The organism is Olivibacter sitiensis DSM 17696 (assembly GCF_000427965.1).
Lineage (GTDB): Bacteria > Bacteroidota > Bacteroidia > Sphingobacteriales > Sphingobacteriaceae > Olivibacter > Olivibacter sitiensis.
In genome coordinates this window covers 44,732-61,835 of record NZ_ATZA01000002.1, presented here as the reverse complement: position 1 = coordinate 61,835, position 17,104 = coordinate 44,732, and the positions used below count along the sequence as shown (strand labels likewise).

The 17,104-nt window shown below is 44.7% G+C and carries 15 protein-coding genes; 6 read left to right on the top strand and 9 right to left on the bottom strand.

The features are described 5' to 3' along the window. Positions 1–60 precede the first annotated feature (60 nt). Positions 61–243 (bottom strand): hypothetical protein, encoded by a 183-nt coding sequence (locus A37S_RS0101435; RefSeq protein WP_028295457.1) that lies wholly within the window; start codon positions 241–243, stop codon positions 61–63. Positions 244–385: 142 nt separating this feature from the next. On the opposite strand from A37S_RS0101435, the gene A37S_RS0101430 reads away from it, so the two are divergent. Further along, positions 386–610, top strand: coding sequence for a hypothetical protein (locus tag A37S_RS0101430; protein ID WP_028295456.1), 225 nt, complete (start codon positions 386–388; stop codon positions 608–610). A 60-nt stretch (positions 611–670) separates the two neighbouring features. Here the strand turns inward: A37S_RS0101430 and A37S_RS0101425 are convergent, their stop codons facing one another. From A37S_RS0101425 to A37S_RS0101410, 4 genes are all read right to left on the bottom strand, one after another. Continuing rightward, a complete protein-coding gene (locus A37S_RS0101425) occupies positions 671–1,966 on the bottom strand; it encodes an anthranilate synthase component I family protein (RefSeq protein WP_028295455.1) in 1,296 nt (431 codons plus the stop codon). Between the two features lie 12 nt (positions 1,967–1,978). Further along, complete coding sequence (locus tag A37S_RS0101420) at positions 1,979–3,253, bottom strand: adenylosuccinate synthase (protein ID WP_028295454.1); 1,275 nt, start codon at positions 3,251–3,253, stop codon at positions 1,979–1,981. Between the two features lie 143 nt (positions 3,254–3,396). Then, positions 3,397–3,891 carry a Fur family transcriptional regulator gene (locus tag A37S_RS0101415; protein ID WP_028295453.1) on the bottom strand — a complete coding sequence of 165 codons (495 nt, stop codon included), beginning with the start codon at positions 3,889–3,891 and terminating at the stop codon, positions 3,397–3,399. Positions 3,892–3,976: 85 nt separating this feature from the next. Beyond that, positions 3,977–6,190: a RelA/SpoT family protein gene (locus A37S_RS0101410; protein ID WP_028295452.1), complete on the bottom strand. Its 2,214-nt coding sequence runs from the start codon at positions 6,188–6,190 to the stop codon at positions 3,977–3,979. 220 nt (positions 6,191–6,410) lie between these two features. Here A37S_RS0101410 and A37S_RS0101405 point away from each other — a divergent pair, with 220 nt between their 5' ends. The 3 genes from A37S_RS0101405 to bshB1 are packed head-to-tail and all read left to right on the top strand — an operon-like array spanning position 6,411 to position 8,298. Continuing rightward, complete coding sequence (locus A37S_RS0101405; RefSeq protein WP_028295451.1) at positions 6,411–7,031, top strand: DUF4294 domain-containing protein; 621 nt, start codon at positions 6,411–6,413, stop codon at positions 7,029–7,031. 7 nt (positions 7,032–7,038) lie between these two features. After that, positions 7,039–7,524, top strand: coding sequence for a glutathione peroxidase (locus A37S_RS0101400; RefSeq protein ID WP_028295450.1), 486 nt, complete (start codon positions 7,039–7,041; stop codon positions 7,522–7,524). Positions 7,525–7,575: 51 nt separating this feature from the next. Then, positions 7,576–8,298, top strand: a complete 723-nt coding sequence (bshB1, locus tag A37S_RS0101395; RefSeq protein ID WP_028295449.1) for a bacillithiol biosynthesis deacetylase BshB1 — start codon at positions 7,576–7,578, stop codon at positions 8,296–8,298. A gap of 54 nt (positions 8,299–8,352) precedes the next feature. Here the strand turns inward: bshB1 and A37S_RS0101390 are convergent, their stop codons facing one another. From A37S_RS0101390 to A37S_RS0101375, 4 genes are all read right to left on the bottom strand, one after another. After that, positions 8,353–9,885, bottom strand: a complete 1,533-nt coding sequence (locus A37S_RS0101390; protein WP_028295448.1) for a CotH kinase family protein — start codon at positions 9,883–9,885, stop codon at positions 8,353–8,355. A gap of 148 nt (positions 9,886–10,033) precedes the next feature. Further along, complete coding sequence (locus A37S_RS0101385) at positions 10,034–11,011, bottom strand: 2-hydroxyacid dehydrogenase (protein WP_028295447.1); 978 nt, start codon at positions 11,009–11,011, stop codon at positions 10,034–10,036. Positions 11,012–11,201: 190 nt separating this feature from the next. Beyond that, a complete protein-coding gene (locus A37S_RS0101380) occupies positions 11,202–11,597 on the bottom strand; it encodes a DUF1634 domain-containing protein (RefSeq protein ID WP_028295446.1) in 396 nt (131 codons plus the stop codon). A 133-nt stretch (positions 11,598–11,730) separates the two neighbouring features. Beyond that, entirely contained in the window at positions 11,731–12,564 is an 834-nt protein-coding gene (locus tag A37S_RS0101375; RefSeq protein ID WP_028295445.1) for a sulfite exporter TauE/SafE family protein, read from the bottom strand. 251 nt (positions 12,565–12,815) lie between these two features. Between A37S_RS0101375 and A37S_RS0101370 the strand changes: the two genes are divergently transcribed. Continuing rightward, entirely contained in the window at positions 12,816–14,039 is a 1,224-nt protein-coding gene (locus A37S_RS0101370) for a metallophosphoesterase family protein (RefSeq protein WP_028295444.1), read from the top strand. Then, complete coding sequence (locus A37S_RS0101365; protein WP_028295443.1) at positions 14,036–17,092, top strand: AAA family ATPase; 3,057 nt, start codon at positions 14,036–14,038, stop codon at positions 17,090–17,092. The genes A37S_RS0101370 and A37S_RS0101365 overlap by 4 nt, the downstream gene beginning before the upstream one ends. Positions 17,093–17,104: the final 12 nt, after the last annotated feature.

The window sequence follows — 17,104 nt, the reverse complement described above, 5'->3', positions numbered from 1 at the left end:
TTATGTATTTGAAACGCAAAAATAGGCATATTTGACTATGCTTGGTATTGTCCGTTTAAATTATAAGAAAAAGAAATAAATAATTGCCATAATTATAACGGCAATGGCGATGACCCATTTTATGGTATTGGCTACGGGCTTGTCGTCTTTTTCTTTGATGGATTCTTCCGATGGTCCGGGATTTTCTTGATGAGCATTGTAATCCTTCTCAATTTTTTTGTTGATCTTTTCTCTGTTTTCCATGATAGATTTTTTTTCTTGAATTGTTTATTGTACTAGGCCCACTTTAATTGGGGGTTTGTTTTTCATCATTTTTGTTTATCGCTATTCGAACAACAAAATAGCTGCCACAGTTGTTTAGTTGATAATTCAAATCTTGAAAAACATGCATAGCGACGACGAAATAAAGGAATATGTCTATAGCCACTTGGATGAAGTAGACTTCAGCAAGGAGAATGACTTAGGAGAAGTGAAGTTCGAATTTGAATTGCTTGGAGAAGATGGTAAGGCACACGCTTATACCGTTTTCTTGGAAAGGTGTAAGAGCGATGACCACGACTGGCTAGTGAGGACTATCGTGCGGGCAGATGAGGTGAAGGCCAAGGAATGAGCGAGGAGACTCGAGAAATGGAGATGTATTTCAAGGGTCGCCCTTTCCGAAATAGTGCAGTTAATGCAATTCCAATAATTGCAAAATCCCAGCTGCCTTCGTTAAACATTCTTCATATTCTTTTTCGGCATCGGCCAGTGCGGTGATGGCCCCACCTACGTGAAAGGAGATGAGCCCTTGGTTGGCATCATATATCAAACTTCTTATTACCACGTTGAAGTCGAAATCCCCATCGGGGGAGAAGTATCCGATGGAGCCCGAATAGATGCCGCGTGCGCTTTCCTCGTATCGATCTATCAGCTGCATGGCGCTTATCTTTGGAGCACCGGTCATGGAACCTGGGGGAAAGGTATTGGCAATGATGTTTGTTTCATTTATGTTATTCCTCACTTCACAAGCTACGGTAGAAATGAGCTGATGTACTGTTTTGAAACTGTGCAGACCGGCAAGTTCGAGCACCCGCACCGTTCCTGCTTCGGCACTTTTTGTGAGATCATGGCGCACCAAGTCTACGATCATGATATTCTCGCTTCTTTCCTTCGGGTCGTGCAACAATGTGTTTTTGATATGATCGTCTTCTTGCTCATCATTGCCCCTTTTTGCCGTGCCTTTGATGGGTTGGCTGATGAGTTGTTTCCCTCTTCTTGCCAAAAAGCGCTCTGGCGATGTGCATAACACATATTTTTGGTTGTGCTTGAACATGGATGAGAAGGGGGCGGGGGATATACTGTTTAGTGTCCAATAGGCTTGGAGTGGATCTATCGACGTCTGTTCGCCCACAAATTCTTGGCAGAGATTGACCTCGTAGATGTCTCCTCTTAAGATGTGCCGTTTCAGGTTTTCAAAGATTTCGACATATTTCTCCCTGCTAGTTTTGGGGTGTATTTCACCTTTGAACACGAATGCCGCATGCTGGATTTCCTGCTCACGGATTTGATGGAGTATGTCATTGGGTTCATCCGATTGGATCTCTACCCGTAGGTCGTCCTTGTCTATTAGCAGCAAGTGTTGGGGAACGAAAAAATAGGAGAGCGGGAAAACGATGGAAGGTGTCTTCGGGCTGTGGAGTTTCTCTATTTTGTTCTTAAGATCGTATGTCAGGAAACCAAACTTCCAATCGCCTTTCTTGGTGTCTAGAAAGGCTTGGAGCTGAGAAAAGGTGTCGCTATTTCCCTGCTTTCCCCATACAAATTGAGATTTAGCACCCACAGCAAGTATAGCATGGTATTTGCCATATCGATCATCTAACTGGTTGCCATTGAGATAGCAAAATTGATCAAACAAAGAAGCCCATTGAAGGGCTTTCTTTGTATACAGTTCCAAGGCATCTTTATGGTCAAAAACTACCTCATACATGGATATGCCTTTTTAGTTCAATACAAGCGTCTGCAACCTGTCTGGGCCTACGGAGAGGTACTTGATGGGCACTTCTAGGTGTTTTTCCAAATAGGCTATATAATCTTTCAACGCTTGTGGGATTTCGCTTTCAGCTTTGATGTGGCAGATGTCTTCTTGCCAGCCTTTTACGGTTTCGTATACCGGTTTTGCTTCATGAGTGATAATGTCGTAAGGCATTAAATCTACTTTTTCCCCATTTTGAATGTAATGTGTACAGACCTTGATTTCGGCAAAATCGTTCAATACATCTGCCTTGGTCATTACCAGTTCTGTCACGCCATTGAGCATGATAGCGTATTTAAGTGCTGGAAGATCTATCCAACCGGTACGGCGGGCTCTACCAGTTGTGGCTCCAAATTCATGTCCTACCTGCCTTAGGGTTTCGCCAGTCTCGTCATGCAGCTCGGTGGGAAAAGGGCCGCCACCTACCCTGGTACAATAAGCCTTGAAGATACCTATCACGTCACCGATGTTTTTGGGTGCTACGCCCAGTCCGGTACAGGCGCCAGCCGTAGTGGTATTGGATGAGGTGACAAATGGATACGATCCGAAATCGATGTCGAGCAAGGTGCCTTGTGCGCCTTCCGCCAATACTTTCTTACCCTCTTTGAGGTAATTGTTTACTAGTTGTTCGCTATCTACGTGAGGGATCGTCTTGATGAATGCAATGGCCTCGAAGAAAGCAGCTTCTTTCTCGCTGAAGTCGGGTATTTCTCCATAATGGGATAGGATAGACTTGTGCTTGTCCACCAATTTTTGATATCTTTCCTTAAAATCGGGCAAAGTGGTGTCTCCTACACGGATACCGTTCCTGCCAGTCTTATCCATATAAGTCGGGCCGATACCTTTTAGCGTAGACCCGATTTTCTTTGTCCCCATGTTGCTTTCGGACGCAGCATCTAATAGCTGATGGGTGGGCAATATAAGATGTGCTCTGCGAGCCAATACTAACTTGCCTTCTTTTACTGGATCGAAACCATTTTTCTTCAGGTTGTCCAGTTCACGTTTTAGAATGATAGGGTCTATGACGACGCCATTTCCTATCAAATTCAAGGTTTTTGGATTGAATATTCCCGAAGGAATCGTATTTAGCACATACTTTTGCCCATCAAATTCCAATGTATGGCCTGCATTTGGTCCGCCTTGGAAACGAGCTATGAGGTCGTAGTCGGGAGTCAATACATCCACGATTTTACCTTTGCCTTCGTCACCCCATTGCAGTCCCAAAAGCACATCGACTTTCATCATTTCTATGTTGTTTTATTAATCTGTTGTTAGCGTTTATGAATAATTTTAAAAACAAAAGCTGCCTGACTATTTTTCGCAACAAATGTATGGAACGAAAGATAATCAGGCAGCCTATATTAAGAATATATTTTCCATGTCAATTAAGCAGTCGCCAAATCTTTATTCTGCATTTTGGCTTCATGTGCTTTCTTTGCCTTGCAGTCACTGCATACGCCATATAGATTGAGCGAATGGTGCTTGATATCAAAGTGTAGCAGCTCGCCCATCATGCTTTGTATTTGATGGATGCGGGGATCGCAGAATTCCACTACTTTTCCACATTCTATGCAGATGATATGATCGTGTTGCTTAAATCCGTATGATTTTTCAAATTGCGCCATGTTCTTGCCAAACTGGTGCTTGGTAACCAAATCGCAAGAGACTAATAGCTCCAGTGTATTGTATACCGTAGCCCTACTGACACGGTACCTTTTATTCTTCATGTGGATGTACAGGGACTCCACATCAAAATGGTCATTTCGGGAATAGATTTCTTCCAAGATGGCAAAGCGCTCTGGAGTTTTGCGCAGACTTTTGTTCTCGAGGTAGGCCTCGAAAATCTTTTTTACCGTATTTTTGTTTTCTGCTGTCGACATTGTGATGGTACTCCTTATTAAGTTACAAAGCTATTTAAAAAAAATGGCATTAAAAAGTGATTGAAAAAGCGCTGTAAATGCTTTTTCAATTTTCGGAATCATATCTTGTGATACCTGTTACGCCCTTAATATGTTTGAGGTTATTGATGAGGTTCTCTAGGTGTTCTGTACTGTTTACATAAACCATGATGTTGCCCTCAAATATACCTTGATTGCTGCCTATACTTAATGATCTGATGTTGACTTTGAAATCTTGCGATATGACAGCTGTGATCTTATTTATGAGGCCTACATCGTCTATTCCCACGATATGTAATCCCGTCAAAAAGGCACTTTCGTTGCGTGATGCCCATTGGGCTTTCACAATGCGGTAGCCATAATTTGCCATCAGCTTGGATGCATTGGGACAGTTCGTGCGGTGAATCTTGATGCCGTCATTGACGGTGACAAAGCCAAATACATCATCACCAGGTATGGGGTTGCAGCAATTGGCCAGTGTATAGTCTATTGCTTGCATATCGTCACCTATTAGTAGCGTGTCATCGGCTTTTTTATCTACCTTTTTGGACAGCCCGTCTATATGTTGTTCGATACGTGTGCTGGGGCCAGGCGAGGTGTCGATGCTTCTTTCAGATGCGGCAAAGTCTTTCAGTTGTTTTAGGTCTGTCAATCCTTTTGCCACATTGTAGAAGAGATCTTGCGTGGAAGGGAGTTTAAGGAAGGCAGCGAGTTTATTTAAATTGTCCGTATTATAGGTGATCTTTAGTGATTTGAGCTTCCTTTCCAGTATCTCTTTGCCGTCTTCGGCAATCCTTCTTTTCTCTTCCTTGAGTGCCGATTTTATTTTGGACTTAGCTTTGGCTGTCACCACAAAATTGAGCCAGTCTTCTTTAGGAGTCTGTTTATTTGAAGTGATGATTTCTACTTGGTCGCCATTGGCCAATTTGTATGAAAGTGGCACCAGCTTGTGGTTCACCTTGGCGCCTATACAGCTAGCTCCTAGGTCGGAATGTATTTCAAAAGCAAAATCAAGCGCCGTAGCACCGGCAGGTAGCTGAATAAGCGCTCCCTTTGGTGTAAAGATAAAAATCTCATCGGAGAAGAGGTTCATCTTGAAATCGTCGACGAAGTCGAGCGCATTTTGTTCGGGATTGCTTAGTATGTCTCGGATTTTCTGAATCCATTGATCCAGTCCACTATCGGAGTTGGATTCCTTATATTTCCAGTGCGCGGCAAAGCCCTTTTCCGCTATTTCGTTCATGCGCTCGGTACGGATCTGGATTTCCACCCATTGTCCTTTGGCACCCATTACGGTTGTATGCAACGATTCATAGCCATTGATTTTTGGCGAGGAAATCCAATCGCGCAGGCGATCGGGATTAGGGCGATAGAGATCCGTAACGATGGAATAGGCTTTCCAGCACTCGGCTTTTTCCATTTCGGGCGTGGTGTCTATGATGATGCGGATGGCGAATAGGTCATAGACTTCCTCAAAAGGAATGGACTTTTTGCGCATCTTGTTCCATATGGAGAAGATAGATTTTGGGCGTCCGAAGACCCTGGCCTTGATTCCCTGCTCGGCGATGATCTCTTGGATAGGCGCTACAAACTGATGGATATATTTTTCTCTCTCGGCTTTCTTTTCGTTCAGTTTCCTCGCGATGAACTTATAAGTATCTGGATCGGTATACTTCATGCTGAGGTCCTCTAGCTCGGATTTGATGGCGTATAGTCCTAAGCGATGGGCGAGGGGAGCGTAAAGGTAACTGGTTTCGGAGGCTATTTTCAATTGTTTGTCCCTAGCCATGAACTCCATGGTACGCATGTTGTGCAGGCGGTCTGCCAGCTTGATGAGTATTACCCGCACATCGTCGGCCAATGTGAGTAGCATCTTGCGGAAGTTCTCGGCCTGAATGGAACTATTGGGGTCGAATATGCCCGATATTTTGGTAAGGCCATCTATAATCTTGGCCACTTTTTTGCCGAATTGGTTTTCAATTTGTTCCAGCGTGACGTCTGTGTCTTCCACCACGTCGTGCAGCAGGGCGCAGACTATGGAAGTTGTTCCCAAGCCGATCTCCTCCGCGGCGATCTGTGCCACGGCGATGGGATGGTAAATGTAGGGTTCGCCAGACTTACGGCGCATATTCTTGTGGCTTTCAAGCGCCAGATCGAACGCACGCCTAATCATTTGCTTATCCCCTTTTTGCAAAGTAGGCTTGCAAGCACGCAGCAAAGCCCTGTACCGCTTCAGTATTTCTTTTTTTTCCGCTTCTAGATCTATCGTGACTTCCTTCATCTTCTTGTTGTAAACTATTGCGAATCTGAATATTAAATTCGTAACTTTGATATTGCTAATCAAAGACGTACGCAAAGTACGATTTATTGGCAATTTACATAAAAAATACTGTTTTTTTGCAGGATACACATTCAAAATTTTTCCTTGTAGTTTAAGGGGGGTTGGGGTGTGCTTTTGAGGTTTTGTTATTTATGCGTAAGTTTGTTAGAGGTTAAACAATATGAAAAATAGACTGCTATTTGTAGTGCCTGTATTTCTGTTTTTCTCCGGGAAGACAATGGCTCAAGATATGGCCATTGTTGATACTGCCTCTGCGCCTAAACGGCAAATCAAACTGCCTGTAACGGTCATTAATGGAGAGCGCTTGCCTTGGATTCCTTTGCCTGAAGTACAGGTATATGCTGTCAGGGTGTTTAAAACACCTGAGGAAAAGGCCAAATATAATAGACTCAAGTATAATGTAATGAAGGTGTTGCCTTATGCGCGTTTTGCAGAACAACGCTATGATAAGTTGCAACGTGATTTGGCTATGACAGGTGATCGGAAGGAACAGAAACGATTGGTGAAGGCCTGTGAGGCTGAAATCAAAGGTATGTTCAATAGAGAGATAAAGAAGATGTCCGTCAATCAAGGGAAGATCCTTATTATGCTCATTGATAGGCAAACAGGCAGTTCTAGTTATGAACTGGTGCGTGAGTTGCGTGGTGGGGTTTCGGCTTTTTTCTATCAATCGGTAGCCCGTGTATTTGGGCATAATCTAAAAGCTACTTATGATCCCGAAGAACAGAGGGACATAGAAAATATACTCCGCAACGTAGACCGCACGTACCACTATTTCTAAAAAGGATATGGATACGTTTTATTCTTATTGTGCCGTCCGACCAGATGGTACAGTGGTGGATTTTAGCATTTTTCAAAAAAAAGTTTTGTTGGTGGTCAATACAGCAAGCGAATGTGGTTTTACCCCACAGTATCAGCAGTTGGAATCACTGTATCAAACTTATAAGGACAAGGGATTTGAGGTCATCGCGTTCCCAAGCAACGATTTTGGTGGACAAGAAAGTTTATCCGGGGAGCGACTGCAAAACTACTGTCGGGTTGATCAAAAACTTCATTTTAGAGTATTTGATAGGGTACACGTTAGAGGTGAGAAAACACATCCCGTCTATAAGTTTCTTTCGCAAAAGGCGCTGAATGGACATGTCAACAGTAAACCTTGGTGGAACTTTCACAAGTACTTGATAAACCGAGATGGTGAGGTGGTGGATTATTTCTACAGCTTTACCAATCCCGAATCGAAAAGGTTGAAAAGAAAAATAGAGGAGCTACTTTAAACATCCGTTTGTTAACGGGTAAGGCTAAATATATACATGGATATACCAACAATAAAACTTGATATACTGGTGCTCACAGTGCATCCTGATGATGCCGAATTAGGCTGTTCTGGAACCATTATGAAGCATGTAGCGATGGGAAAAAAAGTGGGGGTCGTGGATCTTACGCAAGGGGAGTTAGGCACGAGAGGGACGGTGGAGTCGAGAATGGCTGAGGCCAGCGAGGCTTCTCGGATCATGGGACTCAGCGTAAGGGATAACCTAAAAATGTGCGATGGATTTTTTCGCAACGATGAGCAGCATCAATTGCAAGTAGTGCGGGAAATACGAAAATATAAGCCGGAGATTGTCATCAGCAATGCTTTGTTTGATCGCCATCCAGACCACGGGCGCTCGGGCGATTTGATAAACGATGCCTGTTTTCTGTCGGGACTGCGCAAAATAGAAACTGCGCTAGATGGTGAAGCGCAAGAGGTACACAGACCGCGACTTTTGCTGCAATCCATACAGGATTATTATATCAAGCCCGATATTGCCATTGATATCACCGATTTCTGGGAGCGAAAGCTAGAGGCCATAAAGGCATATCGTTCACAGTTCTTTCACGAAGACTATTCGTCCGATGAGCCACAAACTTATATTTCCAATCCCGACTTTTTCGAGTATGTAAAAGGTAGGGCAATGGAATACGGAAAGTACATCGGAGCCAAATATGCCGAAGGGTTCACTTGCCGTCGATTGTTAGGTGTGGATGATTTGTTTCATCTTCGCTAGTTTGCAATATTTAACCGCGTTTAGGAATACAGGCGATTGACGAGGACGGGATTCTCAATCGAATTGGGCACCGTTGATGGTTTCGTCTAGCCATGCAATCCTTGTGTTAAAATAGGTTTTGATGAACTCGATATAATCTTGATAGGTACTGCCGACATACCAATTTAAATGAATATCGGGATTCTGTAGGATATTCCATTTTTTGAAGTTCAGTGCTTGGCTTCGTTGCAATCGCTTAGCTTGTAGGTCAATATACTCATTGATGTTGTCTATGGCATTGGCTTTTGAGGCATTCCATCGATCGCGTACTGCTTTTTTGAAGTTTGCATCTTGTGCAAATCTTCGCATCCATGTTTTCGGTTCATGAGCATCGGTTAGCATTAAGGTTCTAACGGCATCGTTGAGGCGGCTGTCGTTGTTGAATGCCAAGTCGAAGTCCCATACCGGACCCGTGTATATTTTGGGATCATCTGTGCTTTTCTTATACATCCGAGTGCTCCAAAACATATCTGGATTACCACATATCTCGTTTACCAGGTAGTAGTTTACAAAGGTCTCCATATCAAAGTATTGTTGATATCCTATCTCTGGATCGCTGAACGACTCGGAAAACAGGCTATTCTCAAATGTAGTAAAATAGGTAGTGATATAATCTAATTGTTCGGGCGTAATATCGTCTTCGTCCGGAAATTTGACCGTGATGGGCATTTCCTTAGGGGTGATAAAATATACAGGTTCGGCATAGGCGTAGCCATCTGCCTCTAGTATAAAGCCACCATTGCTTTCTTCAATGTTTACACGATCCTTATCTTCTCGGATATGTTCGGTGAGGTTGTAATTGCCTATATACTCGCCGTTTAGGAACATGTCAGCATATTGTTGCCTCGGGGTATACTCTAATTCTAACCTGCGACTTAGTTCAAAAGCGATGTCGTTGCGTATGAGTGATTTATCGCCATAGTTTGCCATTAAGGCCCAATGTCTGTTAGATGGCATTTCCAGCAAAGGTGCTTTTTCTTTCAGCCTCACCCTAAATGGTTTTTTGGGCATTTCCCAAGTGGAGTTTCCGCGTCCCCTTATTTCCAAAGGCCCTTCATACAATATGTCATTTTGAAAGCCCCTTACGATCTTCATATTCCCCTCCACGTAATCTTCTCTATTAGCAATTTCCTGAGCACCTGCAGTTGTTACATAGATGGCAGGAAGTCCGGTATCTTCAAACTTAACGACATATGTATGCGTTTCGTCATTTTGTGCCTTGACTATATACTTCACCAATTGCCTGAAATCTTGAGGGCTATTTTCGCTCTCCTGTATTTCGCCGTTGACGATTACCTGCTCCCCAGCATGTTCGAAATTAGGAATTAGATTTGCAATGTCCGTACCCGCTAAGGTATAGGCATAAATGGTATCATCTATTATCTCCGTTTGCACATCATAGACTAGGGAGGGGTTCAATGCTTTTTTGAATTCGAATGAGAGGAGACTAGGTTCTGTGCCTTCTGGGATATGATTATCCCTTTTACATGAAAAAAGAGAAACAAGGGCAACGAGCAGAAAGACCTTACAAGATATTTTCCTTATCATAATTTTCCGTTTATATATTGGTTTCCGAAATAAGTTTTTGCTTATTCTAATAAGGATAAACGTAAAAAACAGGAAAAAAATTGCTTTCCGTCATTTGCGAAACGGCTATCTTTCCTGTCTTATACCTAAAAAGAGGGAGTCTGTTGCGCTATGAATTGTAAATTTCCTTATTGACACATGTGGGGATCTTTCTTCCTTCTAGCGCGGCAATGATATTTTCGGCGGCCATCAAGGCCATTTGGTCCCTCGTTTCTACCGTTTGAGAGCCTATATGGGGGAATACTGCCACTGTGGGCATATCCAGTAGTGGATTGTCTGCCGCCATCGGTTCGGGGTTGGTGACATCCAAGCCGGCGCCCCAGATAATGCCTTGTTGAAGAGCGGCGATCAAATCTTCTTCCCGATGGACGCCACCTCTGGAAGTATTGATAAATATGGTATTCTTGCGCATTTTCTTGAAAGTGTCCATGTCGAATTTGCCCTTGGTTTCTGTGGTGAGCGCCGCATGGGCAGAAAGCACGTCGCTCTGCGACAGTAGGTCCTCAAAGCTCACCCTTTTTGCGTCCAACTCTTTTTCGGCTTGTTCATTGTGGCCGCGGTTGTGGTAGATGATTTTCATGTCAAAAGCAGCTTTTGCCTTTCTTGCCAATTCAAAGCCGATGCTGCCAAGGCCGAAGATACCCAGGATTTTGCCTTCCAGCTCCACTCCCAAATTGTCTGTAGGCTGTGTGAAATGCCATTGGTCGTTTTTTATTTGTTGATGGAGGAAGATCGCTTTTCTGGATACGCTAAGCATGAGTAGAAAGGCAATGTCTGCCGTTGCCTTGCTTAGCACGCCCGGCGTGTTGCCGATAGGAATGCCCAGTTCTGTTGCCTTTTCTATATCTACTCTGTCATAGCCCACCGAGTGCAAGGCAATAACTTTCAGGTGGCTGCATTGGTCCAAAAAATCTGCATCCAGGCTGTTAGATCCGGCACTTAGAAAAGCATCGCTTTGCTGACAATAGTTTATCAATTCATCTTTGCTTAGTTCTCTGTTCTCAGTCCACTCTTCAATCTCAATATGCGCGGCTTTTAGTTTTTCCAATCCTACTTCAGGGATTTTTCTATCAATAAATACTTTCATTAGCTAAGGATTTGTCTGTTGGCATGTGATATTTTTGATAATTTAACAATATAACGAAATTAAAGTTTGGCGGATTTGGCTTTGCCAAAAGTTGACCGGCTTGATATCCGTTTCGGATATAGAGCTTATCTCGGTAAAGAAGCGCTCTGGGTCTTGCGGCTGATAGTTAATTTCTGACAGCTGAAAGCTACTAATGCGAAAAACCAAAGAAGATGCTGACACAGATAATAACGATGACCAGTGCCGTAATCACGACGTATAGGTAGTCTTTTTCGAACAGAAAGGCCACGAGCGAAAAGATAAGCCGTAGTACAGGTGTCAGAAAGAGCAATAGTACACCTACCAAGATAATGGCTCTTCCTTTCAATTGAAACATGCCCGTTGCAGCGAGGTAAACCAAGTGAAATAGGTTTTCGTCGTGCTCTACGAAGTGACTATAGTCTACCGTTTCCTGCGCATGCCTATAAATATAGATGATACCACCAATGGCGGCTACGCCCAATGCCAACCAGATGCCGTAGCGCAGTATATTGCCTATGATTTGTTGTATGTCCTTGTCAGCTATGGTTTTGTTGGTGTTTTGCATTTTTTTATTAGTATTTATCTATTAGTAGATAGTATCAAGACGCCTGCCTGCGGTAGGCAGGTAAGTATCAAGTATCAAGACTAACTTTCCGATTTGCCAGCTTTCTTGTGTCTTATGTCGAGCGTCTCATGTCTCATATGTTTCCTTTGAACCCGTTATAGATCATGTTGAAGGCCAATAGCAAGATGACAAGTGCAAAAAACAAACGCAGGGCCTTTGGGTTTGAGCGAATAAGGATACGAGCGCCGGCCATGGCACCAAGTAGCACCCCAATAAGTACTGGCATGCAGATGGCAGGTTCTATATAGCCTTTTTGCAGGTAGATAACGGCACTGGCAGTCGCTGTTACCCCCATCATGAAATTGCTGGTAGTGGTAGACACCTTGAAGGGAATCTTCATGATATTGTCCATGGCAATCACCTTGAACGCCCCCGAGCCAATACCTAATAGTCCAGATAGCACTCCCGCTAGGCCCATCATACTAAAACCGCCCATCACATTCTTTGTCCCATAGGCTATAGGGCCATTTTTGCTGGGATAGGAGCTAGGAAGTTTCAACTTGATGGCCAAAGGGCTAGATTGCACCACTGGATGCTCTTCTTTCTTGCGAAGCGAATTGATGGAGTTGAACATCAGCACAAAGCCAAAAAGAATGGCGATATAGCTGGAAGGGGCAATTGCGGATAACAATGCTCCTACGATGGCGCCGATGGTCGTAGCTATCTCCAGGAACATTCCTAGCCTCATATTGGTAATGCCTTCTTTCACATAAGCTGCGGCAGAGCCGGAAGAGGTAGCAATGACAGAAACCAGGGCCGTGCCGATGGCGTAGTGCAGGTCTACTCCGAGAATGACGGTCAACAACGGAATGATGATGACGCCTCCTCCCAGTCCGGTCAGCGAACCTACCAAACCGGCACAGAAAGCGCCTACGAACAGGATAAGGGTAAAAGTTAAAACGGTCATTAGCTTTTTGAATTTCATTCAAATATAAAGGATTATCCCTTATTGCGCTTGTGAAAACAAGTAAAATAAAGCCTATGGTTTCCATAGAATTTGTGTTGTATGTTTTTTAATTCTTTTGAATCTAGTGGTTTATAATGGAAATCGCTTTATGGCATTATATATCAACTGCTTTGCGATCTTACAGTTTTGCGAGGAAAACCAAAGCGACAAATTGATTTTTTGTTAGCAGAATTTTTTAGTTTATTTACCATATGAAGATATTGCACACGGCCGACTGGCATCTGGGCAAGCGTCTGGAAAGATTTTCCAGATTGGATGAGCAACGACTTGTTTTGGAAGAGTTGATCAATCTGGCCGATGAGCACGAGGTAGATGCCGTTTTGGTAGCGGGCGATTTGTTTGATGCCTACAACCCATCTTCGGAGGCTATCGAGCTATTATACAAGGTGCTAAAGAAGCTGACTAACAATGGGCGCCGTCCTGTGATCGCCATTGCCGGCAATCACGATTCGCCAGAGCGCATCGAGGCGCCAGATCCCTTGGCAAGGGAATGCGGTATCTTGTTTGCGGGCTATCCCTATTCGCATATAGCGCCATTTGCGCTAGAGACCGGGGTAGCGGTGACCAGAAGTGAGCCTGGCTTTCTGGAAATCCGACTTCCCCAATATGATTATCCCTTACGGCTATTGCTCACGCCCTATGCCAACGAGTTTCGCTTGCGCACTTTTTTGGGACTGGAAGATGCAGAGGCACAAATGCGCGACCTATTGCATGGCCACTGGCAAAGGCTGGCCGATACCTATTGCGATGAAAAAGGGGTCAATTTCCTTATGGCGCACCTGTACATGATGAAACAGGGAGAACAGCCACCAGAAGAGCCAGAAGATGAAAAACCTATCCTCCACATTGGTGGAGCGCAAGCCGTGTACACACAAGCGATACCATCCCAAATACAGTATGCGGCATTGGGGCACCTTCATCGCTTTCAGGAGATGGACAAAGATCGCATGCCAATCGTATATAGTAGCAGCCCCTTGGCTTACAGTTTTTCCGAGGCAGGGCAGCAGAAATATGCCGTGCTGGTGGAGGTGTTGCCTGCGTCTTTCGCGCAATTTGAAAAATTGGCGTTGCATGAGGGTAAACAATTGTATCGCAAGCGATTTTCCAGTGTAGAGGAGGCCTTGCTTTGGTTGGGGGAAAATCCCGAGGCCTTAGTTGAATTGACCATGGTAAGCGGCGATTTTATGAGTGCGGATGACAGGAGGCGACTCTTGCAATCGCATAATGGTATCGTGACCATCATACCCGAAGTGACCCACAAGGCACATGTTGGCAACGAACGCCAGGCAATAGACATGAATTTGCGCATGGAAGAGTTATTTGCCCAGTATTTCGAACATCGGTATGGACAAGAGCCAAATGAGGAACTATTGGCTCTTTTTAAGGAAGTAAGAGCGGAGGAAAACGAACAATGATTCCCATTTCATTAAAGATAAAAGGATTATATTCCTATCAGGGTGAGCAGGTCATCTTGTTCGACCGATTGATAGAGGCACAGTTGTTTGGCATATTCGGCACGGTGGGCTCGGGCAAATCGTCTATATTGGAAGCCATTGCCTATGCCTTGTACGGCGATACCGAACGGCTGAACAGAGCGGATAGCCGCAACTATAACATGATGAACCTCAAGTCCGATGAATTGCTCATCGATTTTGTGTTCGAGAACCATGATGGCCGGCAGTACCGTTTTGTAGTGCAGGGTAAGCGCAACAGAAAGAACTTTGACGACGTAAAGACCTTCGTCAGATCGGCCTATAGGAAGGTGGAACAGCAGTGGCTACCACTGGAACACACCACGGCAGAGCAGCTACTGGGACTGAGCTATGAAAACTTCCGGCGTACCATCATCATCCCGCAGGGAAAGTTTCAGGAGTTCTTGCAGCTGAGCGACAAGGCCAGAACTGACATGCTAAAAGAGATTTTCCAACTGGATAGGTTTGAGTTTTTTCAGCAAACGGCCAGCTTGGAAAGAAAGAACAATGAGAAGGTCCATCAGTTGAAAGGTAGGTTGGTCGCCTTTACTGAAATAGATGAGGAAAGGCTGGAGATGCAACGCAAAAGCTTGGCCGAAATGCGGTTGGCCTTGGAAAAGCTCCAGGCGTACATCGAGGTAGAGGAGGCCACATTCAAGGAGCAAGAGCGGCTACGGCAACTTTTTGAGGAACTGAAAGCGGCCAAGTCCGATTTGGAGAAATTGAATGAACAGGCCGAAGCTTTTGCCGCAATGGAACAGCAAATCGTCGACTATGAGTATGTAGAAAGGAATTTTAAGGTGCAATTGCTGCGGCAAGACGAACTGTTGGACGGTATCTCCAGACGCAAAGAGGCATTGGAAAAACACATACAAGACGGCAAAATAGCGGATACGCGTCTTATGGAGATACAGCAAGAATATGCACGTATACATGCGGCATACCAAACGCTCGATAACCTGAAGCTAAAACAGGCGGACTTGGAGGGTGCCCTACGTATCCATACGGTGGAGACATCCCTGAATACGTTAAATGAACGGGTCTCTAAGGGACTGCAAGTAGTGCACGATAAAAAGCAAGAACAAGAAGAGCTGAAGCAAAATTTGACGACCATACAAGAATCTGTTCAGCAAATACAGGCTAAAATGCCCGATATGCAACAATTGAGCGCGCTACAGGCCTGGTATGGGAAAAAGGCTTTCTTGGATGAGAAAAGGCAACAACAGGTACGGGAATGCAGCACTATCGAGGGTAAGATTGCGCTCGCTACTTCGAATTACGAAACCTTCCTGCAAAAGGTAAAATTGCATAACGAAGATGATGTGCCGATGCGTATACGGCAGCTCTGGGAAGAAAGTGAACTGAAGGCCAAGCAGCTGCAGCAACAATTTATGCACGATCAGTTGCAATTGCGATTAGGCGAGTTTGCCTCAGCCCTGCAAGCTGGGGAGCCTTGCCCTTTGTGTGGCGCTATAGATCACCCTCATGTGTTGGAAGTAAGCGATGTAAAAGGTCACTTGCAAGATAAGGAAGCACAGCTTGCGGAAATAAGAAAGCGGCAGGAGGAACTGATGCAGTGGGAGCAAAGCTTGCAGCTCTTGCTGCAAGAAAGAAGGCAGCTGGAAGAACAGCTGCAAGCTTCCCAAGGGCGTGTGCAAGAAATCGACGAAGAGCAAAAGGCGCATTTGGCCACATTTCATTGGCAGCGTTACCAACCAAATGACAATGGCGTAGTGGAGGCAGCACTCAAAACTGCTCAATCTCTGAAGCACGAGTTAGAAAATCTGGATAAAGATAGATCGGAAAAGGAAAAAAAGCTGCATGAGGTAGAAAACGAAATAGCAAGATTTGAGCAGGCACTGCATAAATTCATTGCCGAGCAAGGGGCAAAGCAAGGGGAGCTCGCTACGTTGAAAGGACAGATCAAGGTGTTGTCCAAGGAAGAAATGCAGCAAGGCAAAGACGAATTGCACGATATGTTGGCACATACTACGGAAACGATTAGCCAAGTAAGCAGTCAATATGAGCAAATTCAGATCTTATTGGTGGAACAACAGCGGCTGAAGGCGACGCTAGCCGAGCGTATTGCTTCGGTAGAGGACAATATAAAGGCCGAAAGCGAAAGGATGGCCGTGGTGCAAGAGCAATTGCAAGAGGCCTTATCAAACTCTTATTTTAGCAGTCTGGAAGAGGTGCGGGCTATTTTGAAAAAGGCGATAGCGCTTGATGAGATGCGAAAAAAGCTGGAACAGCACAAACAGCAGCTCTTCAGTGCGCAAGGAAAACTATTGCACTTGGAGCAGCAGGTAGAAGGCCGACGTTTTGATGCAGAAACGTTTGAAGAATTGAAGAATCGGTTAATAGAAGCCAGGCGAAGGCTACAGGAGCAGAATGACTCTTACGTAGCCGAAAAAACAGGTTATGAGCGCCATGTGCATATGTTGGAGGAAAAGACTGGATTATTGCGGGAACTGGAAGTCTTGGAGCGCAGGACGGCCAACCTGGGCGTTCTGAAAAATCTCTTCAAAGGGAGCGGTTTCGTAAGCTATATTTCATCTGTTTACCTGCAACAGCTTTGCGACGCGGCCAACAAGCGTTTCCATAAACTCACAAGGCAACAACTTCAACTGGAGGTGACCGATAAGAACGAGTTTCAGGTACGCGATTTCCTCAACGACGGCAAGGTGCGCTTGGCTAAGACCCTTTCTGGGGGGCAGACTTTTCAGGCGTCGCTTTCCTTGGCTTTGGCACTGGCCGAGTCCGTGCAGCAACAGAACAAAGCGAAGCAGAACTTCTTCTTCCTTGACGAAGGCTTTGGATCGCTCGACAAGGAATCCCTAGCGGTAGCCTTTGATACCCTCAAATCCCTACGGAAGGAAAACAGAATAGTGGGAATCATATCGCATGTGGAAGAACTACAGCAAGAAATCGATGTGTATCTGCATGTGGTGAACGATGCGGACAAAGGAACCAGGGTGAAAGGGAATTGGGAGTAAATATTGAAATGG